The sequence below is a fragment of the Pseudomonas graminis genome, assembly GCF_900111735.1.
GTDB lineage: Bacteria > Pseudomonadota > Gammaproteobacteria > Pseudomonadales > Pseudomonadaceae > Aquipseudomonas > Aquipseudomonas graminis.
Window position 1 is genome coordinate 333,006 of sequence record NZ_FOHW01000002.1, and the last position, 24,279, is coordinate 357,284.

Annotated in this window: 22 protein-coding genes; 10 read left to right on the forward strand and 12 right to left on the reverse strand. The window is 60.7% G+C overall.

The genetic code is table 11. From position 1 onward, the window contains the following. Positions 1–5: 5 nt before the first annotated feature. The 6 genes from BMY98_RS03345 to BMY98_RS03370 are packed head-to-tail and all read right to left on the reverse strand — an operon-like array spanning position 6 to position 6,968. The gene (locus BMY98_RS03345; protein ID WP_074884634.1) at positions 6–1,361 is read right to left on the reverse strand and encodes a DUF58 domain-containing protein; all 1,356 of its coding nucleotides are present in this window, start codon (positions 1,359–1,361) and stop codon (positions 6–8) included. Further along, positions 1,358–2,434 carry an AAA family ATPase gene (locus BMY98_RS03350; RefSeq protein ID WP_083398701.1) on the reverse strand — a complete coding sequence of 359 codons (1,077 nt, stop codon included), beginning with the start codon at positions 2,432–2,434 and terminating at the stop codon, positions 1,358–1,360. Before BMY98_RS03350 ends, BMY98_RS03345 begins: the two co-directional genes overlap by 4 nt. Continuing rightward, positions 2,431–3,651 carry a DUF4350 domain-containing protein gene (locus BMY98_RS03355; RefSeq protein WP_074884637.1) on the reverse strand — a complete coding sequence of 407 codons (1,221 nt, stop codon included), beginning with the start codon at positions 3,649–3,651 and terminating at the stop codon, positions 2,431–2,433. Before BMY98_RS03355 ends, BMY98_RS03350 begins: the two co-directional genes overlap by 4 nt. Continuing rightward, positions 3,648–5,267, reverse strand: a complete 1,620-nt coding sequence (locus BMY98_RS03360; RefSeq protein ID WP_074884640.1) for a DUF4129 domain-containing protein — start codon at positions 5,265–5,267, stop codon at positions 3,648–3,650. The genes BMY98_RS03355 and BMY98_RS03360 overlap by 4 nt, the downstream gene beginning before the upstream one ends. Continuing rightward, positions 5,254–6,234, reverse strand: a complete 981-nt coding sequence (locus tag BMY98_RS03365; RefSeq protein ID WP_074884643.1) for a stage II sporulation protein M — start codon at positions 6,232–6,234, stop codon at positions 5,254–5,256. The genes BMY98_RS03360 and BMY98_RS03365 overlap by 14 nt, the downstream gene beginning before the upstream one ends. Then, positions 6,231–6,968, reverse strand: a complete 738-nt coding sequence (locus BMY98_RS03370; protein ID WP_074884646.1) for an RDD family protein — start codon at positions 6,966–6,968, stop codon at positions 6,231–6,233. The genes BMY98_RS03365 and BMY98_RS03370 overlap by 4 nt, the downstream gene beginning before the upstream one ends. A 235-nt stretch (positions 6,969–7,203) precedes the next feature. Here BMY98_RS03370 and sbcB point away from each other — a divergent pair, with 235 nt between their 5' ends. Beyond that, complete coding sequence (sbcB, locus tag BMY98_RS03375) at positions 7,204–8,634, forward strand: exodeoxyribonuclease I (RefSeq protein WP_074884649.1); 1,431 nt, start codon at positions 7,204–7,206, stop codon at positions 8,632–8,634. 98 nt (positions 8,635–8,732) lie between these two features. On the opposite strand, the gene mvaT is transcribed toward sbcB, so the two are convergent. Continuing rightward, a complete protein-coding gene (gene mvaT / locus BMY98_RS03380) occupies positions 8,733–9,110 on the reverse strand; it encodes a histone-like nucleoid-structuring protein MvaT (protein ID WP_065992265.1) in 378 nt (125 codons plus the stop codon). 346 nt (positions 9,111–9,456) lie between these two features. Between mvaT and purU the strand changes: the two genes are divergently transcribed. Both purU and BMY98_RS03390 read left to right on the forward strand, forming a co-directional pair. Then, the gene (purU, locus tag BMY98_RS03385) at positions 9,457–10,308 is read left to right on the forward strand and encodes a formyltetrahydrofolate deformylase (RefSeq protein ID WP_074884652.1); all 852 of its coding nucleotides are present in this window, start codon (positions 9,457–9,459) and stop codon (positions 10,306–10,308) included. Between the two features lie 104 nt (positions 10,309–10,412). Continuing rightward, complete coding sequence (locus tag BMY98_RS03390) at positions 10,413–10,601, forward strand: hypothetical protein (RefSeq protein WP_074884654.1); 189 nt, start codon at positions 10,413–10,415, stop codon at positions 10,599–10,601. Here the strand turns inward: BMY98_RS03390 and gpgF are convergent. The 3 genes from gpgF to gpgS are packed head-to-tail and all read right to left on the reverse strand — an operon-like array spanning position 10,578 to position 13,454. Then, complete coding sequence (gpgF, locus tag BMY98_RS03395) at positions 10,578–11,573, reverse strand: glucosaminyl phosphatidylglycerol flippase (RefSeq protein ID WP_074884658.1); 996 nt, start codon at positions 11,571–11,573, stop codon at positions 10,578–10,580. The two genes, BMY98_RS03390 and gpgF, sit on opposite strands and share 24 nt — an antisense overlap. Further along, positions 11,570–12,313, reverse strand: coding sequence for an N-acetylglucosaminyl phosphatidylglycerol deacetylase (gene gpgD, locus BMY98_RS03400; RefSeq protein WP_245760010.1), 744 nt, complete (start codon positions 12,311–12,313; stop codon positions 11,570–11,572). The genes gpgF and gpgD overlap by 4 nt, the downstream gene beginning before the upstream one ends. 28 nt (positions 12,314–12,341) lie before the next feature. After that, positions 12,342–13,454 (reverse strand): N-acetylglucosaminyl phosphatidylglycerol synthase, encoded by a 1,113-nt coding sequence (gene gpgS / locus BMY98_RS03405; protein ID WP_245760011.1) that lies wholly within the window; start codon positions 13,452–13,454, stop codon positions 12,342–12,344. Between the two features lie 225 nt (positions 13,455–13,679). Between gpgS and BMY98_RS03410 the strand changes: the two genes are divergently transcribed. Then, positions 13,680–15,170: a helicase HerA-like domain-containing protein gene (locus BMY98_RS03410; protein WP_074884781.1), complete on the forward strand. Its 1,491-nt coding sequence runs from the start codon at positions 13,680–13,682 to the stop codon at positions 15,168–15,170. A 178-nt stretch (positions 15,171–15,348) separates the two neighbouring features. Here BMY98_RS03410 and BMY98_RS03415 read toward each other — a convergent pair whose 3' ends face one another. Both BMY98_RS03415 and BMY98_RS03420 read right to left on the reverse strand, forming a co-directional pair. Then, positions 15,349–16,821, reverse strand: a complete 1,473-nt coding sequence (locus BMY98_RS03415; protein ID WP_074884664.1) for an inorganic phosphate transporter — start codon at positions 16,819–16,821, stop codon at positions 15,349–15,351. A 244-nt stretch (positions 16,822–17,065) separates the two neighbouring features. Continuing rightward, the gene (locus tag BMY98_RS03420) at positions 17,066–17,263 is read right to left on the reverse strand and encodes a hypothetical protein (RefSeq protein ID WP_074884667.1); all 198 of its coding nucleotides are present in this window, start codon (positions 17,261–17,263) and stop codon (positions 17,066–17,068) included. Between the two features lie 817 nt (positions 17,264–18,080). On the opposite strand from BMY98_RS03420, the gene pcaR reads away from it, so the two are divergent. The 6 genes from pcaR to pcaD all read left to right on the forward strand — a co-directional run bounded on the left by pcaR (position 18,081) and on the right by pcaD (position 24,266). Continuing rightward, positions 18,081–18,923, forward strand: a complete 843-nt coding sequence (pcaR, locus tag BMY98_RS03425) for a pca regulon transcriptional regulator PcaR (RefSeq protein WP_074884784.1) — start codon at positions 18,081–18,083, stop codon at positions 18,921–18,923. 172 nt (positions 18,924–19,095) lie between these two features. Further along, on the forward strand, positions 19,096–19,956 hold the full coding sequence (locus tag BMY98_RS03430) for a CoA transferase subunit A (RefSeq protein WP_074884670.1): 861 nt from the start codon (positions 19,096–19,098) through the stop codon (positions 19,954–19,956). A gap of 17 nt (positions 19,957–19,973) precedes the next feature. Beyond that, a complete protein-coding gene (locus BMY98_RS03435; protein ID WP_175514137.1) occupies positions 19,974–20,732 on the forward strand; it encodes a CoA-transferase subunit beta in 759 nt (252 codons plus the stop codon). Beyond that, positions 20,729–21,931 (forward strand): 3-oxoadipyl-CoA thiolase, encoded by a 1,203-nt coding sequence (gene pcaF / locus BMY98_RS03440; protein WP_175514132.1) that lies wholly within the window; start codon positions 20,729–20,731, stop codon positions 21,929–21,931. The genes BMY98_RS03435 and pcaF overlap by 4 nt, the downstream gene beginning before the upstream one ends. Before the next feature lie 169 nt (positions 21,932–22,100). Further along, entirely contained in the window at positions 22,101–23,390 is a 1,290-nt protein-coding gene (locus BMY98_RS03445; protein WP_074884680.1) for an MFS family transporter, read from the forward strand. Positions 23,391–23,477: 87 nt separating this feature from the next. Further along, complete coding sequence (pcaD, locus tag BMY98_RS03450) at positions 23,478–24,266, forward strand: 3-oxoadipate enol-lactonase (RefSeq protein WP_074884682.1); 789 nt, start codon at positions 23,478–23,480, stop codon at positions 24,264–24,266. The last annotated feature ends 13 nt before the right edge of the window (positions 24,267–24,279 follow it).

A 24,279-nucleotide genomic window follows, 5' to 3' on the forward strand; every position in this document is an offset into this window, starting at 1 on the left:
GGCGCCTACAGCGCGCCAGCCTTTTTCCAGCTCATGTATCGGCTCACCAACTCCGGCCCCAGCTCACTGGGGCGCACATCCAGCACCGGGATTCCATGGGCGGTCAAACGCTCATGCAGCCCGTTGCGTGCGTTGAGCAGGTCCACCGTCCCGCAGTAGTCCACGGCCTGTTGCCAGGTCTGCACGGGTGTTTGACGAAGATCGTCAAGCACAGCCTCGCGCAAACTGGCGATGAGCACGCGATGATGTCGACTCAGCTGTTTGACCGCTTCGAGTAATTGCTCGTCATCCTCGTCTCGCAGGTTGGTGATCAGCACCACCAATGCCCGGCGCTTCTGCCGCACGAGGATGTTTCGCATCGCCACCGCGTAATCGGCGGGACGCTGGGTTGCGTTGACGTTGTAGAGATGGTTCAACAGCACGTTCAGTTGGCTGGCGCCTTTGGCGGGTGGCAAATGCCGATCCTGTTCGCCCGCGAAGGTTGAAAGACCGACCGCGTCGCCCTGGCGCAAAGCCACATAGCTCAGCAGCAAGCAGGCATTCAACCCATGGTCGAAGTGCGTCAGGTCGCCGTCCTGGCTGCGCATGCGTCGGCCACAGTCAAGCATGAACAGGATTTGCTGGTCGCGCTCATCCTGATATTCCCGCGCAATGGGCGCGCGATGCCGGGCCGTGGCTTTCCAGTCGATCTGACGCAGGCTGTCGCCTTCACGAAATTCACGCAGTTGATGAAATTCCAGGCCCAGCCCCCGGCGTGGCTGCTGGCGAATGCCGATCTGCCTGAGCCAGTTCTCGACGCCCAGCAGTTGCCCGTTCTGCAACCGGGCGAAATCCGGGTAGACCCGGACGATGTCATGGTTGGGCACATAACGCCGGGATGCCCACAGGCGCAACGGGCTGCGCATGAGGATCTCGGTGCGTTCGAAGGTGAAATCCCCGCGACTGGCCGGGCGCAGCCGATAGGTCAGCTGGGCCGTGCGTTGCGGGCGCAGCACGAGGTCCTGGGGCAGATTTTCGGTTTCGTAGCGAGCGTCCGGCTCTGAGGGGCCATGATCAAATAGAGTCATGTGCAGCGCACGGGGTGAATCGTGTTCCAGCTCGACCCGCACCTCGCTCCAGCGTCCCATTCCCAGGCTGCCGGCCAGATGCCGCCTGGCGCGAGGGGAGGGCAGGCGCCATAGCCACACCGCATCCAGCCCGGCTGCGGCAATCATCATCCACAGCAGGGTCCAGAAAAGGCCATCCAGCCGCGCGACGGGCCCTCGCCCCAATGCCTGCAGAATGCCGAGCAGCACCGACACGCCGAGCAGAACGGCCAGCCACCAGAGCATTCGGGTCGACGGCTTGAGCAGTTGTTTCATCGACGGGGCGCCGCCACCTGATCGAGCAATTGCTTGAGCACGTGATCCACGGACAACCCTTCGATGTCCAGCTCCGGCGCAAGCCTTACCCTATGCCGCAGCACTGCCAGGGCACAGCCTTTGACGTCGTCGGGCACGACGAATTCGCCGCCACGCAACAGCGCACGCGCCCGGGCTCCCCGGATCAGCGCGATGGACGCCCGCGGCCCTGCGCCGAGTGTCAGGCCTGGCCACGTACGAGTCGCGCGAGCAAGCCGCACGGCGTAGTCAAGCACCTGTTCATCCACCGGCAGATCGCTGGCGATGCGTTGCAGCGCCAGCACATCTTTCGCCTGCATCAAGGTGCGAAGGGGCTGGATGTCGAGCATGTCGGAGCGCGTCGAACGGGTGACCTGGCGGACCATTTCCTGCTCCTGCTCGGCATGGGGATAATCCATACGCACCTTGAGCATGAAGCGGTCCAGCTCGGCTTCGGGCAGCGGGTAAGTGCCTTCCTGCTCGATCGGGTTCTGTGTCGCGAGCACCATGAAGGGTTGCGGCACGGGCAGGGCTCGGCCCTCCAGTGTGACCTGACGTTCCTGCATCACCTCAAGCAGCGCGGCCTGAGTCTTGGCCGGTGCGCGGTTGATCTCGTCCGCGAGCAGCAGATGGGTAAACAGTGGCCCCTTGCGCAGCTTGAACTGCTCGCTCTGCATGTCGTACACGGCATGGCCGGTGACATCGCTGGGCATCAGGTCGGGGGTGAACTGAATGCGCGCGAACTCGCCGCCGAAACACCGGGCCAGCGCCCGCACCAGCAGCGTCTTGCCCAGCCCGGGCACACCTTCGAGCAACACATGGCCACCGCCGATCAGTGCGGTCAGCACATCATCGATCACCGCGTCCTGGCCGATGACGGCTTTTTGCAGCTCGTGCCGCACCGCCTGCGCCAGATGAATCGCGCGCTGGCGCTGTTGCGCCTGATGGCTGCCCGAAGCGGTGGCCGGCTCGCTCTGCGTGTGCTCCACGGCGGTGGATTCAAGGGTGGGAAGATGTTGGGCCGCGTGGCCTGGCTCGCTCGGTTGATCGCTCATAAGGCATTCCTGATGGTTTGCAGGTACGCAACCTGACGGGTGAATTCGCTGCTGGACAGGCGCTGCTCCGGCCGCGGACGCAATGCCTGGCCGATGCTGCTGGTGGAGTGACGCGTGATGCGCGCCAGCGTTTGCCACTGGTCGGTGACGGCCAGGGTTTCAAAGCCGGGATGCCGTTGCCGGGCGCGGCGCAGGATGTCCTGCTGCAAGGCGCGCAGCGCGGCGTGCTGGCCTTCCCGGCGGAGCATGAAGTCGGCGCTCGCGCGCAGGTGCTCGTTGAGCTGACGGCGGCCGCGCGACCGTATTGGGAGCATTGGGCCATGGCGCATGCCGGCATGCCACAGCGTTGCGATGAGGCACAGCGTCAGGGCGAGCAGGGCCTGGGGGAAGTATTTCCAGAGCAGGCCGAACAGGTTGTCATGCTCAGTGCGCAGCACCATCGTTACGGTGCTGTCCTGGCTCAGGTACCAGAGCAGCCAGGCATTATCGTATTCGCCGATGGCGTGGGTTTTCCAGAGATCCGCATCGGTGACGACGGTGATCAATCCGGCGCCGTACACCATTTGCAGCAGGTGCGTGGCGTCAGCGCTGTTGGCCCATGACTGTGCATGATCCTCGGGGTCATCCAGATGGAAGGCCGGGTCGAAACTCATGTAGGCGGGGTCGTTTTCGTTTTGCACGAACAGCCGCGTCAACTCCGGCCACGGCGTTTCGGGGCCTTGGGTGTCCGGCGTGCTTAGCGGGATGACCGGCTTGAGTTGTTCGCGCTGCCGTTCGCGGTCCTGCTCTTGCAGATCCAGCGTGAGGAATTGATGAATCTGCAACTGATCCAGCAACAGGTCGCCGCTGGTCCCCTTGGCCGGGTCCCACAACTGCTCGGCAACAAACAGAAGGCGCCCGCCTGACCGGGCCCAGGCCAGCAAGCGTTTGACCTCGGACGGCGTCATATTTTCGCGGAAATCCAGGAGCATGAGGGTTTGCGGCTGGTCTTGGATGTCAGGGAGAGCGGCGAGGGTTTCGACCGTTTTCACCTCAATGTTTCGTTGACGCAGGAACGTCTGAGCGGCGAGGTAAGGGTTGGCCAGAGCCTCGGGAGAAGGGCCCTGGTCGACGGTTTCCTGATAACGCTCGAGGCGCTTGAGCACGGGAACACTGGCGATGACGATGCTCAACAGCGTCAATGCGGTGACCAGCCCGATGATCCAGCGCCGGCTCATGCGCCTGCACCCTGCGCGAACAACTTCCGCCAGCCTGAACACAGCGTCTGTCGTGCCTGATCCGGCGGCAGCCGATGCCCGTAGGCGAGATTCTGCCAGTGGCGCGTCAGCTCATGGCTGAAGTCATCGAGGGGTGGCTGCTTGAGCTCGGCGATGCGCGCCAGTATCTGGCCTTCTGTGTCCGCGCTTTTCAGCGGGAGCTGGTAATCGGTCAACAGGCGGCTCAGCAGTGCGCGGTAAAGCAGGCTCAATGCCTCGCGCGGTGACTGCTGCCACAGCCTTTCCGCTGCATCGGCGACATCCGTCGGCAGGGTTTCAGCGCGGACCTGTAAGCCAAAGAGCTGGTGAGGGATGTCTTGGGGTGCAGTTGCCTTGGGTGGGCTTTTACCCACGAAGGTGGCGAACCAGGCCCGATAACGCCACATCACCCACGCGACCGTGATGCCAAGCAGCGCCCATAGCAGCGCCCCGAAAACAGCCGACAGGGTTTTGCCCGTATTGAGCAGGCCGACGACCAGCCGCGCCAGCCAGTTCGGTGTCTCGGCTGACTGGGCATCGTGCTTGGGCTGAGCGATGCGCCACCCGGACACCGGTTTTGGGTTCTTGAACGGCGGTTGTTCAAGCACAGCATGGATGGCGTTCTGTGACGCCTGGCTGGTCAGCGGTTGATTGAGCAGGCGAGGTGAATCGGGCGGTGCCACGTCTTCATCGGTCTGTGGGTTGTCCAGTGGTGGCAGCGGGCAGCTGTTGCCCGATTCGCTGGGAATTTCCTCCGGCATCGACTGAATTGACGCCGACGCTGCCATAACCGAAGAAGGCAGCAACGTCAGCGCGAAGAAACCGCCCAGTAGCAGCGCCAGTGCGCTCCCCAGAACACGCTGACGCAAGTTGCGGAATCCCAGTTCGATGTCCCACGCCTCCAATGCAGTTCGGCGGTTCAGATACAGCGCAAACCCGCACGACACATAGACCGGGCCCCAGACGATCAGGACCAACGCGTAAAACCCGTTAGTCAAATGTTCCAGCCAGTTCCACTCGCCCTCGATGTCCAGCAGGCTGCGCCATGACCAGTCGGCTTCGATCTGCGGCGGAATCATGGCGTAGAACAGCACCATCAGGCCGATCCAGAAGGTCATTTCAAGCGTGCTGCCCAGCGCGGTCAGAAGACGCGCCGCCCGGGGATCCTTCTGGCCGAGCACGGCAATCCGCTGGGCACGCGGCAACCCGTCGAGCCCCTCGAGTTGCTGCACCGGCTGGTAGAAGCTGCGGCTTAGGCTCAGACGCCGCCAGGTCAGGCTCGCTATCAACTGCGGTGTGAGTGCGGATGGGAGGCTTTTCAACGCCTGCCTGAGCGAAGGTGCCGAGCCGAACAGCGCCTGGGACAGAATCAGCAGCGGCAACCGTTCGTAGGCTGGCTTCAGCCACCAGAACACCAGCACAGCCACCGACGGATAATCCCACAGCAGCAGTGTCAGTAATGCGAAGACCGGCAAGGTGACGATGGCCCAACTGGTCATCAGCAAGGCGCGATGCCGCTGCGCCAGGAGAACGCCCAGGTCGATGGCCTCCCAGGACGTACGTGGGCGTATGACAACGCTGGCGTCAGTCAGGCGCATGGGGCGTGCGTCCGGCAAGGGTCAGGTAGGCGCCGACCAGCAACCATAAAGAAGCACCCACCAGATACTTGGCCGTCGCTGCCGGCCAGCTCATCGACGACCAGTACGCTTCAATGAACGCAGCGATGAGCAGAAACATCATGACCCCGCCAATCAGTCGTACGCTGATCTGGGCAGCGCGGCGAAGCGCTTCGCCCCGGCGCAGTCGACCGGGAGCCACCAGCGCCCATCCGAGTTTGAGCCCCGCCGCACCCGCCAGCATGATGCCGGTCAGCTCAAAGGCGCTGTGTCCGACCACGAACGGCCAGAAGGTTGCACCCATGCCCGCGTCGGTGAGATGGCCTGCACCCGCGCCAATCATCAGCCCGTTGAAGAACAGAAAAAACAGACTGCCGACGCCAAAGAGCAGGCCGCTGGCGAAGGTCTGGAAAGCAATGCCGACGTTGTGCATGACGTAGTAACCGAACATCAGCCAGTCAGTGCTCGATGCGCGCTCGGCCGTCTGCCCGATGCGCCGTGCGGCGGGCTCGTACATCGCGTGCATTTCAGCGACATCGGCCGGGCTGACGACGCTGTACACCAGGTCCGGATAGCCATAGACCAGCAGCGCCATGAGCGTGAGGCTGCCAAAAAACAGCAGGCCGGCGAGGGCGACCCATCTCCATTCGGCACGCACCAGCCGCGGAAAGTCCGCCAGCACAAAGCTCAGCAACTGCGCAGTGAACTGGCTTCGGTGGCGATACAGCTGCTGGTGGCCGCGCATTGCAAGCTGTTGCAGTTGCTCGACCAGATGACTGGCGTACCCGCGGTCAATCGCCAGCGCAAGGTGCTGGCAGATCTGACGGTATTCGCGGCTGAAGCCTGCGCCGGACCCGCTTTTACGGCGGCTCCCTTCCAGCGTTTCAAGACGCGTTGAAAACCGCTGCCAGTTTTCTGCATGACGTTGTTCGAACAGGCTCTGCTTCATGATGAACCCGCCAGGCTGCGGGCAATGCCATTCAATTGCTGGACCGGGTAGTGCGGATCTGGCGAGGTAGACAGCTGCAACGGCTGCGTGACGATGGCGGCAAGCTCCTGAGCCCTCGCCGGAGAAAGTGTTGCGTGTCGCTCGGCAAAGGCTTGTACGGCGCGCTGCTCCGCCAGCAAGAGGGGCAGCGGCGGATTTATCGCCGTGACCTCAGCCAGTGCCGGCCTTTGTGGGGGCAAATCCCTATAGATGACCAGTGTGCCGGCCGCGAGATCACCCAGGCGTTTGAACAGCGGGTGCTGCAGACAGGTGAACGCGCCGACGCAGTAGCCGAAGGGCAGCATGTCTACGAAACGCAGCAGATTGCGCAGTACCGAGGCTGACCAGCCAATGGGCGTGCCGTCATCATGAATGACCCGCAGCCCCATGATCTGTTTCCCCGGCGTGCGTCCTTGGTGCAGCACCTCGAAGAGGACCATATAGCCCCAGGTCCCGAGAAACAGCGCGAGCATGAACAGTCCGGTGCCGAAGTCCCCCAGTGTTCCCAGCACAAAAAACAGCGCACCCAGCAATACGCCACGAATCATCAGGTCGATGCCGAACGCAATTGAGCGGGACAGTAAACCGGCGGGGCGCAGGATGAGGTCTATGCCCTCGGGGGTTTCCATGCGTACACGAGTGTCCAGCAGGGCAAGCGGTGCAGCAAATCCTGGCTCTGCATGGGAAAGGGACATAAGGAAAGGTACGCCGGTGAAAGAGGTTTGATGCTAGCCACGCCTGAGTGGGTAAGCAACAGGATGATTCTGGACAATGTGTGGGAAGGGTCCTGTTACAAGTTGCTGCCCCTCGACTGCCGCCACTTTCGCACAAACTGTGTCGCAGTATCCCAAGCTGTGGGGTGTATTCGCTGAGGCCAGACGCGCAAAGGCATCTGATAAACTCGCCGGGTCTTTTGTTCAGGATCAGCCCGTGACTTCCAGCATCTTCTGGTACGACTACGAAACCACCGGGATCAATCCACGCAACGACCGGCCGCTGCAAGTGGCGGGCATTCGTACGGACGATCAGCTCAACGAGATTGGCGAACCGATCAACCTCTACTGCCAGCCCGGCGATGACATCCTGCCCCATCCGGCGGCATGTCTGGTGACAGGCATCACGCCAGACCGGCTCGCGGAAAAGGGGTTGTGCGAGGCGGATTTCATGACGCGCCTGCATGCGGAGATGTCTCGCCCCGGTACCTGCAGCGCGGGTTACAACACGTTGCGCTTCGACGACGAGATGACCCGCTACAGTTTTTATCGAAACTTCTTCGACCCCTACGCCCGCGAATGGCAGGGCGGTAACAGCCGCTGGGATCTGATCGACGTGGTCCGCACGGCTTACGCGCTGCGTCCGGAGGGCATTGTCTGGCCGGAAGAAGAGGGCCGGGTCACGCTGAAACTTGAGCGGCTGACGGCGGCCAACGGGATCGATCACGGCCATGCACACGACGCGCTGTCCGATGTCCGCGCAACCATAGCGCTGGCGCGTCTGGTCCGCGATAAACAACCCAAACTTTACGACTATCTTTTTGAATTGCGCTTCAAGCACAAGGTGCAGGATCAGATTCGGTTGATGCAGCCGCTTGTGCATATATCGGGTCGGTTCTCCGCGGCGCGAAGTTACGTAAGCGTCGTACTGCCGCTGGCCTGGCATCCGGTCAACCGTAACGCATTGATTGTCTGCGATCTGTTCCATGACCACAGTCCGTTGCTGGATGAAGACGGCGAGACCTTGCGCCAGCGTCTATATACCCGTCGCGAAGATCTGCTCGAAGGCCAGTTACCGGTCCCGCTCAAATTGCTGCATGTAAATAAATGCCCGGTCATTGCCCCGCTGAGCGTGCTTCGCGAGGAGGACCGTCAGCGTCTGCAACTGGACATGAGTGTTTATAAAACGCGTGTCGCCGCATTGAATGAAGGTCAGACGATCTGGCAGGACAAGTTGAAAAGCGTGTATGCCAACGACAACTTCGCTGCCAGTGAGGATCCGGAGCAGCAGTTATACGATGGCTTCATCAATGATCGGGACCGTCGCCTCTGCGAGCAGGTGCGAATTGCCGAGCCGCAGCAGCTGGCTAGCGATGTCTGGCCGTTCGATGATCCGCGACTGCCTGAATTGTTATTCCGCTATCGCGCCCGCAACTTTGCCGAAACCCTGAGTGTTGCAGAGCAACAGCGCTGGTTGGCGTTTTGTCAGTTGCGCCTGAGCGACCCTCAGGCCGGCGCGCCCAATACGCTCAAGGCCTTCAGCCGTGCGCTGGTCGAGCTCTCACTGAAGGCCACGCCCGAGCAACTCAAGGTGCTTGCCCAATGGCAGGATTACTCTCTGATGTTGAAACAGCGTCTGGGGCTTTAAGCGAAGAAGGGTTAATGGCAGGCAATAAAAAACGCCAGCAGTCGCTGGCGTTTTTGGGTCGGACGTTTCAGTGCGACGGCTGACTCTAAATTCGGGAATTAACCCAGCAGAGTTGCCCAGCCTTCAACCTCGTCGCCGCCCCACTTGGCTTTCCACTCTTTCAGCGTCTTGTGGTTGCCGCCTTTGGTTTCGATGATTTCACCGTTGTGCGGGTTTTTGTATTGCTTGACCTTACGAGCGCGCTTGGTGCCGACCGGCTTAACAGCAGCGCCACGTGGCGCCTTCATTTTGGATTCTGGATCCAGCAGCGCAATGATGTCGCGCAGGGACTTCTGATATTCGCCCATCAAAGTGCGCAGTTTGCCTTCGAACTCAAGTTCTTTCTGCAGTTTGTCGTCTTGTTGCAGATTTTGCAGGCGGGCTTGCAGTTCTTTGATGGCTTCTTCTGTTGCGCGGTATTCGTTGATCAGTGACATGGGGGCTACCTATGTTGTGATGGGCATGATGCGATGGCGCATAATAATCAGAGTGTTTGCGCAAGTAAACATTTAAGAAAAGTTTTATCCGTAGCATTTTGAAATGACCGAACACATACCCTCGATTTAGATACACATGTTGCGTTATAGAGCGCCAATGAGCTTGCCGCTTTTAGTGATGTATCTGGCGTCGAGTTTCCGCCGCCGATGAACCGGCCCGGCACTAATGCGTTAATCCCCGCAGGGTGCGCTTTTTTGCCGCCTGAAATGAGCGGCATACGGGTACTGCACAGTCCTCAGGTAATCGCTAGAATGGCGGCCTTTGCGAAGTTCTGGAGTTTTTCACATGCGCACTTTTCGTCTGGTGATTGCTTGCCCGGACCGTGTCGGTATCGTTGCCAAGGTCAGTAACTTTCTGGCGTCGTACAACGGCTGGATTACCGAAGCGAGCCATCACTCTGACAACCTCAGCGGCTGGTTTTTCATGCGTCATGAAATGCGCGCCGATACCCTGCCTTTCGACCTCGAAGGTTTCCGTGAAGCCTTTGCGCCCATCGCCGAAGAGTTTTCGATGGACTGGCGCATTACCGACTCCGCGCAGAAAAAACGCGTCGTGCTGATGGCCAGTCGGGAGTCCCACTGCCTGGCAGACCTGCTGCACCGCTGGCACAGCGATGAACTGGACTGCGAAATCGCCTGCGTGATTTCCAACCACCAGGACCTGCGCAGCATGGTCGAATGGCACAACATCCCTTACTACCATGTGCCGGTTGATCCCAAAGACAAAGAGCCGGCGTTCGCCGAAGTCTCGCGTCTGGTCAAACACCATGAAGCCGACGTTGTTGTGCTGGCGCGTTACATGCAGATCCTGCCGCCGCAACTGTGCCGGGAATACGCGCATCAAGTCATCAACATTCACCACAGCTTCCTGCCTTCGTTCGTCGGCGCCAAGCCGTATCACCAAGCGTCGCTGCGTGGCGTGAAACTGATCGGCGCTACTTGTCACTACGTCACCGAAGAACTGGACGCCGGTCCGATCATCGAGCAGGACGTCGTGCGCGTCAGCCATCGCGACAGCATCGAAAACATGGTGCGTTTCGGTCGCGACGTGGAAAAAATGGTGCTCGCTCGCGGCCTGCGCGCACACCTGGAAGATCGCGTGCTGGTGCATGACAACAAGACAGTGGTCTTTGATTAAGCAGTGATCAAGCGGTTTGGGTGAGCCGCTGAAGTTCAGCGGCTCACTGCGAAGCGATTGTCTCCAGACAGTCAGGCTGCCAAGGAAACACAGGCGTAATCAATATGAGCGATCCCCTCGACAAAGCCACCTCCAAAGCCCCGCCAACCCTTGGCGAGGGATGCCTGAGCCGTTACGACGTCGACGCAATGTCGCCGGAGGACGGAACGGATTTCGAGGGGGCCGAAGCATTATGGAAAGAACTGACGTCTGCCAAACGGGAAGACGAATCAGACGGTCTTGATCCGCAGTAACTTGTTCAAAAGTGGGCGCCCGACCATCAACAGAAACACCGGGCCGCCGGCGACCAGATAGAAGTAATAGGTAACAATCCGCCAGATAAGGATCGCCGCCGCTGCCGTCGACTTGCCCATCATCGGCGCCAGCAAGGCAGCCGACGTCAACTCCGCCGCGCCGGCACCGCCCGGCGACAGGCTGAACTGCCCGGCGCTCAGCGAGAGCATCTGCACCAGAAACGTCCACGCCCAGTCGATATTAACCCCCAACCCTTTCAGCGCCAGGTACAGCACGCTGTAACGCAGGCTCCAGTGCACGCAGGTCAGCGCAAATACTTGAAGCAGAATGCGGTGGGGCATCTTCCAGGTTTCAGCCAGCGCGTCGCGAAAATGCAGCAGCTTGCGCGCCCAGCGAATACGCGTGGTGTTCTTGCGCCTCAGGCGTTTGAGCACCCGACCGTTGAACTGAATGATGCGTCGGTGATACCGCGCGAAACCGGCGCACGCGCAAAGCCCGGCGCCGATCAGCAGGGCGCTGGCGATGAGCATCCATTCAAGATTTTCGCTGAGCTGGTGGAATACTGCGTAAATCAGGATGCCGATCAGAGCGAGCAGGAAAAACACCAGATCCATCAGTTGGTCAGTGGCGAAAGCCGCTGTGCTTTTCGCCGGGCCGATACCACTGCGCGAGAGCAGTGCCACCAGCGTCAACGGGGCACCGCTGCCACCGGGTGTTGCGCAGTAGGCAAACTCGGTCGCCATGACCACGGCGAGGCTCTTGCGCATGCCGAGCCCGCTGGCGGCGTCGCCGAGTAAAAGGCGCAGGCGCATTGTGTTCATGCACCAGCCCACCAGCACCATGGCAAACATGCCGACGAGGAGCATCACCGGGAAATTGCGCAGGCGATGAAACATGTCCGCGCCGCCCATGAAGAACGGAATCAGCAGGGCGAGTATCAGTGCTGCTGCGAGCCAGCCAAGTCGCCTCACGCCGCAGACCTGACGGTATTCAAGCCCTGTAACCAGGCAAATTTGCTCATCGGCGTGCGGCCGTCGTTCAGCAAGCGCTCAAGGGCTTGCAGCCAGTAACGACGGGAAAAGTCGTGGCGCATGTCCACAGGGTGCAGACCCAGACGAATAGTTGCGGCGTTGTGCAATTGAGCCTCACGGTGGTTGCTGACGATTTTCGATACCCCCCGGCGCCAGGCGCTGCGAGCGCTCCAGACGATGCCGGGCGCATCGATCTCGGAAAAGTCCGGCAGACGATACAAGTGTTGGGCATCACTTGTGTAGTCCAATGGCAATTTTCGCAGGGCATTGCGCGTGCCTTGGCTCATCAGCCAGGCCGGAGCGACGAATCCGTGAAGCGGCCATTCGTTGCGCCGGAATAGCTCCATGCCTGCTTCGAGCCGCTGCATCGCCTGCTGCTCGTTGAGGGTGTAGAACTCGCCTTCCCAGGTGTAAATGCGCCGCATGAAAAAGTCCTGTGGCGTGCGTGGGGCAGGGCTGTCGTCGCAGTGGTAATAACCGTGCAGCGCCAGTTCGTCACCCCGGGCGAGGCGGTTGTGCATCAACCGCTGGAAGTCCTGATTGGCGTCGACCGGGTCATGCTTGTGAAAGTCCGGGACCACAAGCCAGGTAATGGGGATGTTGCCCAGCGCATCGACGGCTTCCACAAACGGACGATAATCCGGCCAGGTCTGTGGTGCCACGTCGTGAAGGACGAGCATGACGCTGCGTGATGCGTTTGCGCAGGTTTCAGCCATGGGCACGGACCGGCTGGTGGGCACCGAGCACCGCCTGGTAATGGCCAAGCAACCCGGCGACCACGGTGTCCCACGCGTAGTGCGCCTCGACATGACGCCGCGCATTTGCACCTCGGCGTGCCGCATTCTCGGCAAACAGCTGACTCACAGATGCCGCCATGGCCAGCGGATGATTGGGCTCGCACAGCAGGCCGCAGTGTTCGGGAATGATTTCGCGGAACGCGCCGGCATCTACTGCGACCACCGGGATCCCGCTGGCCATGGCTTCGATCACCACCAGCCCGAAGGTTTCCTGATCCCCGGCATGCACCAGCGCATCAGCGCTTGCCAGCAGACGCGCGACTTCGGCGGCAGGGCGGAATTTATCCACAACCGTGACGTTGGCCGGTACGCCGGTGGGCATATGAGAACCTACCAACATCAGGTGGTACCCAGCGCCCAGCGCCCTCATGCAGTCGAGCAGAACAGTCAGGTTTTTCTCTTTCGACCCTCGACCCGCGAAGACAAGCAGATGTGTTTCTTCGGTCAGGCCTAGCTCGGCCTTGAGACCAGGGTCTCGCCGAGAGGGATGAAACGTCTGCAGATCAACCCCCAACGGTTGCACATGAACATTCTTCACACCCAGGCGGATCAGCTTGTCCGCCATTGCAGCGCTTGGTGCCAGCACCCGGTCGAAGTTGCTGTAGAGCTTGCTGACGTAATTCTCGACGTTGGCGCCCAGCCAGGTGCCGATGCGGTTCTTCACCAGCAGCGGCAAATCGGAGTGGTAGAAGCCTATCACCGGCACCTCCAGTTGACGTCGGGCATCCAGTGCGGCCCAGGCCGTCAGGTAAGGATCGCCGACTTCAATGAGGTCCGGCCGCAGACTTCGCAGGGCATCTCGCCAGGGACCGACGCGCAGCGGAAATCGATAGCCGTTGCCAAAAGGCACGGGCGGAGCGGGTACCCGATACACCCCGTCCTCATGACTGCTTTGCGGACCGGGAATCAGCAGGCTGTGTCGCACGCCCGGGTAAAGCGCGAGGCGACGGTGTTTGGCGTCCAGATACGTGCGCACGCCACCGCTGGCTGGGGCGTAGAACATGGTCATGTCAGCGATATGCACACGATGCCTCCGTCCATTGATCAGTCCTTCTGGTTGACCATCCACAGATACAGATGTTCGGTTGCAGATCGTCGCATCCATGCTCACGACGATGCCCATGGACGACCGTTGTGCCGCTTGCGCTAGAGTATAGCGGTGGCCTGAGGGCTGATCAGCGGTGCGGTCCCATCCGGGCGGCTGCCGCAGTCCCCTCGGGAATATCAAATGCGACGCTTGGGTGAACGGATGCCTGACTCACTACAGATTCTTATTGGCGCTGACCTGAAGGGCCAGCCGATCGGGCAGGCGATGCGTCTGGCCAACCGTCACGGGCTGGTGGCCGGCGCGACCGGCACCGGCAAAACCGTCACGCTGCAGCGCCTGGCGGAGGCGTTCAGCGAGGCTGGCGTGGCGGTGTTCGCGGCGGATATCAAGGGTGACCTTTGCGGGCTCGGTGCGGCGGGTGACCCTCAAGGCAAGATCGCCGAGCGCATCGCCGGCATGCCCTGGTTGCACCATAAATCTCAAGGCTATCCGGTGACCCTGTGGGATGTGCACGGTGAAACGGGCCATCCGTTGCGCACAACTCTGTCGGAACTGGGGCCGCTGCTGCTGGGAAGTTTGCTGGAATTGACGGATAGCCAGCAGTCGGCGCTGTACGCGGCGTTCAAGGTAGCGGATCGGGAAGGCCTGTTGTTGCTGGACCTCAAGGACCTCAAGGCGCTGCTCAATCATCTGCGTGACAACCCCGAAGTGCTGGGTGACGACAGCGCGTTGATGACCACGGGGTCGAGTCAGGCGCTTTTACGTCGGCTGGCGGTCCTTGAGCAGCAAGGCGCCGAGGCCTTGTTCGGCGAGCCGGCGCTGCAACTGGAAGACATTTTGCAACCTGCCAGCGACGGTCGCGGGCAAATTCATCTGCTTGATGCCAGCCGGCTGGTACACGAGTCGCCGAAGGTCTATGCCACGTTCCTGCTGTGGCTGCTGGCAGAGCTGTTCGAGCAATTGCCTGAGCGAGGCGATGCCGATAAACCCTTGCTGGCACTGTTCTTCGACGAAGCGCATTTGCTGTTTGCGGATACGCCGAAGGCGCTGCAGGAGCGTCTGGTACAAGTGGTGCGGCTGATTCGCTCGAAAGGCGTCGGTGTGTATTTTGTCACCCAGTCGCCGGGGGATCTGCCAGACAGCATTCTGGCGCAACTCGGTTTGCGGATTCAGCACGGCCTGCGCGCGTTCACCAGCAAGGAGCAACGGTCGCTGAAGGCCGTTGCGGAAGGTTTTCGGCTCAATCCCGAGTTCGATGCCCTTTCGGTGCTCACCGAGTTGGGTATAGGTGAGGCGCTGGTGGGTACCCTGCAGGACAAGGGCACGCCCGAGATCGTCCAGCGTGTGCTGGTCGCGCCGCCGCAATCCCGGATTGGGCCGTTGACCCAGGCCGAACGCGCCGCGCTGATCGCCCGGTCGCCACTGGCCGGGCGGTATGACAGACCCGTGGATCGCGAGTCGGCCTACGAACTGCTACTGGCGCGCAAGGGCGCACCGGCGGATCCCTCCCAGAAGGCCGGCGCTGAGGAGAAGTCGGAAGGCGGCTTTGCCGATATGGCCGGTGGTTTTCTGGGCGGGCTGGCGGGGCAGGCGGTCAAGAGTGCAATGCGCCAGGCTGCTAGCCAGATCGGCCGCGAACTGGTGCGGGGGTTGATGGGGTCGTTGCTGGGCGGTAGCAAAAAGCGCCGGTAAGCCATTCAATCTCTGATCCGTAGGCGCGCGCAGGCCCGCGAACGCATCCTCGCAGGTGACATCTGCGTCACAGGCATACCGCAATCGCGGGCAAGCGCGCTTCTACATTGGCGGACGTTTGGGCAATAAAAAGCCCATTCAATGAATGGGCTTTTTCAGAACGGCCGACGCTGTCAGGTCAAGCCAGCGCTTTGGACGCCAACCAGAACAAACCTGCCGACAGCGCGACAGTGGCGGGCAGGGTCAACACCCATGCCAGCAGAATGTTGCGAACCGTGCCGCCCTGCAGGCCGCTCTTGTTCGCCACCATGGTCCCGGCCACGCCGGACGACAGGATGTGAGTCGTCGAAACCGGCAGGCTGAACACGTTGGCCAGCGCAATGGCGCTCGCGGTGGTGATCTGCGCGGACATGCCCTGGGCGTAGGTCATGCCTTGCTTGCCGATCTTCTCGCCGATGGTCAGGACGACGCGTTTCCAGCCGACCATGGTGCCGATACCCAGCGCCAGTGCAACGGCGAAGATGACCCAGAACGGCGCATATTCAGTGGTCGCGGTCAGGTCCTTGCGCAGCTTCTCCAGATCCGATTTTTCACGGGCATCAAGGGCTGGCAGCTTGCCGACCTTGCGTGCTGTGTCATCCAGGCACAGCAGGTAGCGACGGACTTCGATGCGACGCTCCGGTGCGAGGCTGTGGTAGTCGGTGACACCCTTGAGGTTGTTCAACAGGGCATCAATGGTCGGCTCGGTTTGCTCAGGGTTGCAGCTGAAACGCTCGGGCAGATCGCCCGCCGCCGATTTGCCCAGCGCCAGGTACTCGCCCAGTGTCGCGTTGTTGCGCTGGTAAAACTGGCTCAGGTGCTGGGTGGCGTCGCGGGTGCGTTCGATCTGGTAGGTCGTGGTGCTAAGGTCCAGCACGAACTGCGCCGGGACAATGCCGATCAGCACTAGCATGATCAGGCCGATGCCTTTCTGGCCATCGTTGGAGCCGTGCACAAAACTCACCGCCATCGCCGAAATCACCAGCACCAGGCGATTCCAGAAGGGAGGGTGTTTTTTGTCATCAAGCTTGCGGCGTTGTTCCGGGGTCTTGTGCATCTTGGACAGGGGGCGCCAGGCCTTGAGGCCCAGCAGTACCAGAGCTGCCACGATGAAACCGGCCAGCGGTGAGAACACCAGCGAAGCGCCGATATCGATCGCTTTCTGCCAGTTAACGCCTTCGCCCAACGGAATGTGATTGATCAGCGCGTTGGCCAGGCCCACACCCAGAATCGAACCGATCAACGTGTGAGAGCTGGACGCCGGGATGCCGAAATACCAGGTGCCTAGGTTCCAGGTGATGGCCGCAGCCAACAGCGAGAACACCATGGCCAGACCATGACCGGTGTTGACATTGATCAACAACTCGACCGGCAGCAGATGCACGATGGCATACGCCACGCCGACGCCACCCAGGAGCACTCCGAGGAAATTGAACACACCCGAGAAAAATACCGCCAGATGGGGCGGCATGGCCTTGGTGTAAATGACTGTCGCCACCGCGTTGGCGGTGTCATGAAAGCCGTTGATGAACTCGAAGGTGAGGACAAACGCCAGGGCGAGCAACAAGCTCACAATCACCCAAGCATCCAGTCCGCTGAATAAATCGATCATGGAAGGTTTTCTGACCCGGTCTTAAGGGGGCGGGATTATGACAGAAAAAAAACTGCGCGATAGGCGCGCTGCTAATTGGTAGCAGCCTGCAACGAAATTTCTGTCCCGCCTGACCGTTGACTTCCTGTCTTGAAGGAGCGTGCGAATCACGCTGAACCTTGGACGAGTCTGTAAAACCTGGCCTTTAAAGCACTGGAAACGCTTGCCGTCGACTAATTGATTCAACGACAGGCAAGCGAGCGGCTCATGGCGCTTCCTTGAGTTCTTCTTCCATCTTTTGCAGCTCTTGCTTGAAAGCCTGGTCGAGCAGGCTGGCCCGTTTGCGCCAAGGCTTGCGCTCGGGCTCGGGCTGGGCGGCGTATGTTGTCACTTCGCCGCCATACACTTCCTTGTAACGTTGTTCCTGGCGTTCCAGTTCTACGCGCAGTTCATCTTTGGTCACGTTAATACCTGATCGGGTCGAGTTTAATCCCGGTGCTGACGCCGAGTCTGAAAGTGCCTGACCTGAGGATCGCAATGTATCGAATCAGGAATAATCGTCGGGCAGGGTCGCTGCACAAGAGGATTCACACTTCCACCAACGGCGGCTACGTGCACCAGAATGACAAAACTGTCGTAGCAACATTCTTAATTGATTGCCTGCAGGATGACAAATGACCTGGGTGTTGGCCTGCCATCGCTGAGCATTGCGATCGAGTCGGGCAATGCCTGCGTGAGTTTGGATCCATGCCAGATAGGGCGGGGAATAAACCACGCGATAGCGTTACTGGGCTTCAATGACGGCCACTATCGCGAAGATGCGCAGGCGAGTCAACTGTCAGAACTGTCGCAGTCGGACAACTGAGGATTTATACCTTTTTTATGTACGAATGTTCCTAAGTTGCACAGTCCGATTTATGGCGGAACTTGGTGAGTCAAATGTTTAACGCTACAGGCAGTTTTCTGGCGACGTAAATTCACGGGTTATGAAGGCGCGAATAGCCGATGTGTATTTAGACGCAAAAAATAAATGAGGAGGGCAGAGACAAAAACGGCCTTGGGTTAGCAAGGCCGTGCCTGGGACTTCTCAGTGGGTACCTGACCAGTAATCCAAAGAAGCCTCATATGGCAGGTGAAAGGTATAAGTAACCGTACGGCCGGTCAATTGCGATTATCGCCCACTCGTTCGATTATCGCCCAAAGCTGGCTTGCCGTGGCCTGGAAAACAGGCGAGAGTGGCGTTCTACAAGGCTTTCGCGGCCACGACGAACGGTGCCAGCATGAACGATCAATTGCGTAATTCTTTCACGTCACTTGCGCCGCCGATTGTTGCGTCCCCTGCTAAAAGGATTCAGGCGCTCACCGGCGATCCGGACTTCATGACCTCTCTGGCGCGAGGGTTGGCGGTCATTCATGCGTTTCAAGAGCGCAAGCGGCACCTGACCATTGCCCAGATCAGCCACCGAACTGAAATCCCCAGGGCCGCGGTTCGTCGCTGCCTGCACACGCTGATCAAGCTGGGTTACGCCACCACTGACGGCCGCACATACTCGCTGCTGCCGAAAGTGCTGACCCTCGGCCATGCCTATCTCTCGTCCACCCCTCTGGCAGTCTCGTCGCAGCCTTATCTGGACCGGATGAGTGATCGACTGCATGAGGCCTGCAACATGGCCACGCTGGAAGGCGACGACATTCTTTATATAGCGCGGTCGGCCACTACCCAGCGGCTGATCTCTGTGGATCTGGCAGTGGGTGGGCGTTTGCCGGCGTACTGCACGTCTATGGGGCGGATTCTGCTGGCGGCGCTGGACGACGTGTCGTTGCAGGAGTACCTCGACCACGTCGACCTGCAGCCCAAAACCAGTCGCACCTTGCGCACCCCCGAAGCCTTGCTCGAATGTCTGCAGCAGGTGCGGCAACAGGGCTGGTGCATTGTCGATCAGGAACTGGAGCAGGGCCTGCGTTCCATTGCGGTGCCGGTGTACGACGCCTCGGGTCAGGTGCTCGCGGCGCTCAATGTCAGCACCAGCGCCGGCCGGGTGACGCGTAATGAGCTTGAGCAGAAGTTTCTGCCGATCATGCTGGATGCCAGCCGTGACCTCAGCACGCAACTGTTTACCTGATCCTGAAAAGGGTCGGGCGACTGCATCCGGCTCACAATCACCACTCTCCGTTCGGTGATCGAACACTTAGTCGGTTATCGGATTGTTCCGCCCCGTTCCCGGGCATAACCTCAGTTGCAACGCCGTATCTGCCTCTAGAGAACGGCAACCGAGTGTGAACCTGGAGCACCCCATGGCTGTAATTCTTTCCCTTCACGAGGCCGTGAAGCAGTTCGTCAACGATGGCGATACCCTTGCACTGGAAGGCTTTACCCACCTCATTCCTACAGCAGCCGGACACGAGCTCATCCGTCAGAAGAAGAAAGATCTGACGCTGGTGCGCATGACCCCTGACTTGATCTATGACCAGCTCATCGGCGCAGGCTGTGCGAAACGGCTGATTTTCTCGTGGGGCGGCAACCCCGGGGTTGGTTCGCTGCATAGGCTTCGTGATGCGGTCGAGCGACAGTGGCCGCAGCCCATGGAGATTGAAGAACACAGCCATGCCGACCTTGCCAACGCCTACGTGGCGGGGGCGTCGGGTCTGCCGTTCGCGGTGCTGCGTGCGTACGCCGGTTCCGACTTGCCGAAGGTCAACCCGCTGATCAAAACAGTGACGTGCCCGTTCACCGGAGAAGTGCTGGCCGCAGTGCCGGCAGTGCGCCCCGACGTTACGGTCATTCATGCGCAGAAGGCGGACCGCAAAGGCAACGTGTTGCTGTGGGGCATCCTGGGCGTGCAGAAAGAGGCAGCGCTGGCGGCCAGGCGCTGCATCGTCACGGTCGAGGAAATTGTCGACGACCTTAACGCACCGATGAACGCTTGCGTGCTGCCAACCTGGGCGCTCAGCGCTGTCTGCCTTGTGCCGGGCGGCGCTCATCCTTCCTACGCCCACGGCTACTACGAACGCGATAACCGTTTCTATCAGGCGTGGGACGCCATCGCCCGCGACCGTGAGGGGTTTACCGCCTGGATTGACGAATACATCCATGGCACCCGGGACTTCAGTGAGTTCAAGAGCAAGCTGGCCCATGTGGCGGAGACTAATCAGTGAACTATTCCACCAGCGAAATGATGACCGTCGCTGCCGCGCGTCGGTTGAAAAATGGTGCCGTGTGCTTCGTCGGCATTGGCCTGCCCTCCAAAGCGGCCAATCTGGCGCGCCTCACTTCTTCGCCTGACGTGGTGCTGATTTATGAATCAGGACCCATTGGCGCCAAACCAGACGTGCTGCCGCTGTCCATCGGTGACGGCGAACTGGCGGAAACCGCTGACACCGTGGTGTCCACCAGCGAAATCTTCCGTTACTGGTTGCAGGGCGGCCGTGTCGATGTCGGGTTCCTCGGCGCGGCTCAGGTCGACCGGTTTGGCAACATCAACACGACGGTGGTCGGCGATTACCACAGCCCGAAAGTGCGCCTGCCGGGTGCGGGGGGCGCGCCGGAAATCGCGGGCTCCGCCAAAGAAGTGCTGATCATCCTCAAACAGTCGCCGCGGACCTTCGTCAATAAGCTGGACTTCCTGACTTCGGTCGGCCACGGCGAAGGCGGCGACTCGCGCAAACGCCTCGGCCTGCCGGGCGCCGGGCCGGTGGGCATCATCACTGACCTGTGCATCATGGAGCCGGAGGAGGGCACCCACGAATTCGTTGTGACGACCCTGCACCCGGGCGTGACCCGCGAGCAGGTGATCGCCGCCACCGGTTGGGACGTGCGATTTGCCGACACCGTGGTGAATTCCGACTCACCGAGCGAGTACGAACTGACTGCGCTGCGTGATCTTGAAGCGCGAACCGCGGCTGCCCATGGCCAGACGCCGGGAGAAGCATGATGCGTGACGTATTTATCTGCGACGCGATTCGCACCCCCATCGGCCGTTTTGGCGGCGCCCTCGCGGCTGTTCGTGCGGATGATCTGGCAGCGTTGCCCATAAAAGCCCTGATGGCGCGCAATCCGTCGGTCAATTGGGATGAGCTGGACGAAGTGTTCCTCGGTTGCGCCAACCAGGCCGGTGAAGACAACCGCAACGTCGCCCGCATGGCTGCGCTGTTGGCGGGGTTGCCGGCCAGTGTGCCCGGCGTGACCCTGAATCGCTTGTGTGCTTCGGGCCTGGACGCGGTGGGTTCTGCGTTCCGCGCCATTGCCTGTGGCGAAATGGAGCTGGCCATCGCCGGCGGCGTCGAGTCCATGTCCCGCGCGCCGTTCGTGATGGGCAAGGCCGACACGGCATTCGGCCGCAGCCAGAAGCTGGAAGACACCACCCTGGGCTGGCGTTTCGTCAATCCGCAGATGAAGGACCAGTACGGCGTGGAGGCGATGCCGCAGACCGGCGATAACGTCGCTGAGGATTTCGGCATCTCCCGTGAGGATCAGGACGCGTTTGCCCTGCGCAGCCAGCAACGCACGGCGGCGGCTCAGGCCTTGGGCTTCTTCGCTGAGGAGATCGTGCCCGTGCGCATCGCCCACAAGAAAGGCGAGACCGTCGTCGACACCGATGAGCACCCCCGTGCCGACACCAGCCTTGAGGCGCTCGGCAAGCTCAAGCCGGTCAACGGCCCGGGCAACACGGTCACGGCCGGCAACGCGGCGGGCCTCAACGACGGCGCGGCGGCGATGATTCTGGCGTCCGCCGAAGCCGTCAGGAAACACGGCCTGACCCCGCGCGCGCGCGTATTGGGCATGGCCAGTGCCGGCGTCGAGCCGCGCGTGATGGGCATCGGCCCGGTGCCGGCGGTGCGCAAGCTGGTTGCCAGGCTGGGGCTGGCGGTCAGTGATTTCGACGTCATTGAACTCAACGAAGCGTTCGCCAGCCAAGCGTTGGCGGTCATGCGTGAACTGGGCATCAATGACGATTCATCCAGGGTCAATCCCAACGGCGGGTCGATTTCCCTGGGGCATCCGCTGGGCATGAGCGGCGCGCGTCTGGTACTGACCGCCTTGCATCAACTTGAGAAAACCGGCGGCAGCAAAGCGCTGGCTACTATGTGCGTTGGTGTGGGGCAGGGGCTGGCTCTTGCGATAGCGCGCTAAACGACATTCTCGCAAACCAACTACCCGAGTCATCGGTTGCCTGCATGAAAGGGGCAACTTGCTGGCTCGGGTGGTTGTCCTTGTGATGTCGGAACGTTACTGCTTAAGTCTAAATGTTGCAGGTTATGTCTTAGACTGGCTGACCTTACAAACACCTGGGGAGATAATAATGACAACGACTCACTACACCGGCGAAGAACGGCGCAAGCGGATCTTCGCCATCGTCGGTGCTTCATCGGGCAACCTCGTCGAATGGTTCGACTTCTACGTCTACGCCTTCTGCGCCATCTATTTCGCGCCTGCGTTCTTTCCTTCCGATGATCCGACCGTTCAATTGCTCAACACCGCGGGCGTCTTCGCCGCAGGCTTTCTGATGCGTCCTATCGGCGGCTGGCTGTTCGGTCGCGTGGCCGACAAGCACGGCCGCAAGAACTCAATGATGATTTCCGTCCTGATGATGTGCGCAGGCTCGCTGGTCATTGCCTGTCTGCCTACGTACGCATCCATCGGTGCCTGGGCACCGTTTCTGCTGCTCATGGCGCGCCTGTTCCAGGGGCTGTCGGTAGGTGGCGAGTACGGCACCACCGCCACGTACATGAGCGAAGTCGCGTTGCGGGGGCAGCGCGGGTTTTTCGCTTCATTTCAGTACGTGACGCTGATCGGTGGTCAGCTGTTGGCCGTGTTGACCGTAGTCATCCTCCAGCAATTTCTCACCGCCGATGAGCTGAGAGCCTACGGCTGGCGTATTCCGTTCGTCGTCGGGGCGGTGGCGGCGGTGATCTCGCTGGTGCTGCGCCGATCGCTGAAAGAGACCACCACCGCTGAAGTGCGTCAGAACAAGGACGCGGGCAGTGTGTCTGCGTTGTTCCGCGACCACAAAGCGGCATTCATCACCGTGCTGGGCTACACCGCCGGCGGCTCGCTGATTTTCTACACGTTCACCACGTACATGCAGAAATACCTGGTCAACACCGTGCACATGGACGCCAAGGTCGCGAGCTACATCATGACCGGCGCGCTGTTCCTGTACATGTGCATGCAGCCGGTGTTCGGCATGCTCGCCGACAAGATCGGCCGCCGCGCTTCGATGCTGTGGTTCGGCGGACTGGGCACGCTGTGCACCGTGCCGCTGCTGCTGACGTTGAAAACCACCACCAGCCCGATCATCGCGTTCGTGCTGATTACCTTGGCGCTGGCCATCGTCAGTTTCTACACCTCCATTAGCGGCCTGGTGAAAGCCGAGATGTTTCCGGTGCAGGTTCGCGCGCTGGGCGTCGGTCTGGCCTATGCCGTGGCCAACGCGATCTTCGGTGGCTCGGCTGAATACGTGGCCCTGGGCCTGAAAAACATGGGTATGGAAAACACCTTCTACTGGTACGTGACCGCGATGATGGCGATTGCTTTCCTGTTCAGCCTGCGACTGCCGAAGAAGCCGGCTTACCTGCACGAAGATCACTGATCCCGGATCTCGCAGCGCGCGTCCCGGCAGGGCGCGCGTTGTCCCTGTTCATCACACTTATTCCACGTATTTCACGGAGCGACTGCCATGGCGTTCGTACAACTCGAAGACGGTGAGCTGCATTATCAGATTGATGGCCCGGTGGATGCGCCGGTGCTGGTGCTGTCCAACTCCCTGGGCACGGACTTGCACATGTGGGACGCGCAGATCCCGGCGCTGAGCAAGTCATTCCGCGTCGTACGTTACGACACGCGCGGCCACGGGAAGTCCCTCGTCTCTCAAGGGCCTTACACCCTTTCGCAACTGGGACGCGACGTGCTGGCGCTGCTCGATGCATTGAAAATCGACCGAGCGCATTTCTGCGGATTGTCCATGGGCGGCCTGATCGGGCAGTGGCTGGGTGTCCATGCCAACGACCGGTTGCACAAGCTGATTCTGTGCAACACCGCCGCGAAGATCGGCGATACAGAAACGTGGGCGCCGCGCATCGCGCAGGTGGAGAAGGGCGGCGAGCGGGCCATGAAAGAAATGGGCGCTGGCGCTGTAGGGCGTTGGTTCACCCCTGACTTTGCCAGTCGGCACTCCGACAAGGTCACGCCCATCACCGACGTACTGGCGGCAACTTCTCCGCTGGGTTACGCCGCCTGCTGCGCGGCTGTCCGGGATGCTGATCTGCGTAAAGAAGTCAGTTCGATTACCGTGCCCACGCTGATCATCTGCGGCAGCCATGACGCCGTCACCACGGTGGCGGACGGGCATTTTCTGCAGAATCACATCCACGGCAGCGAGCTATCCGACTATTACGCCGCGCACTTGTCCAGCGTCGAGCTGGGTGAGGTCTTTGCCCTGCGCGTGACGGAGTTTTTGTTGGCGTAACGGCTGTGGCCTT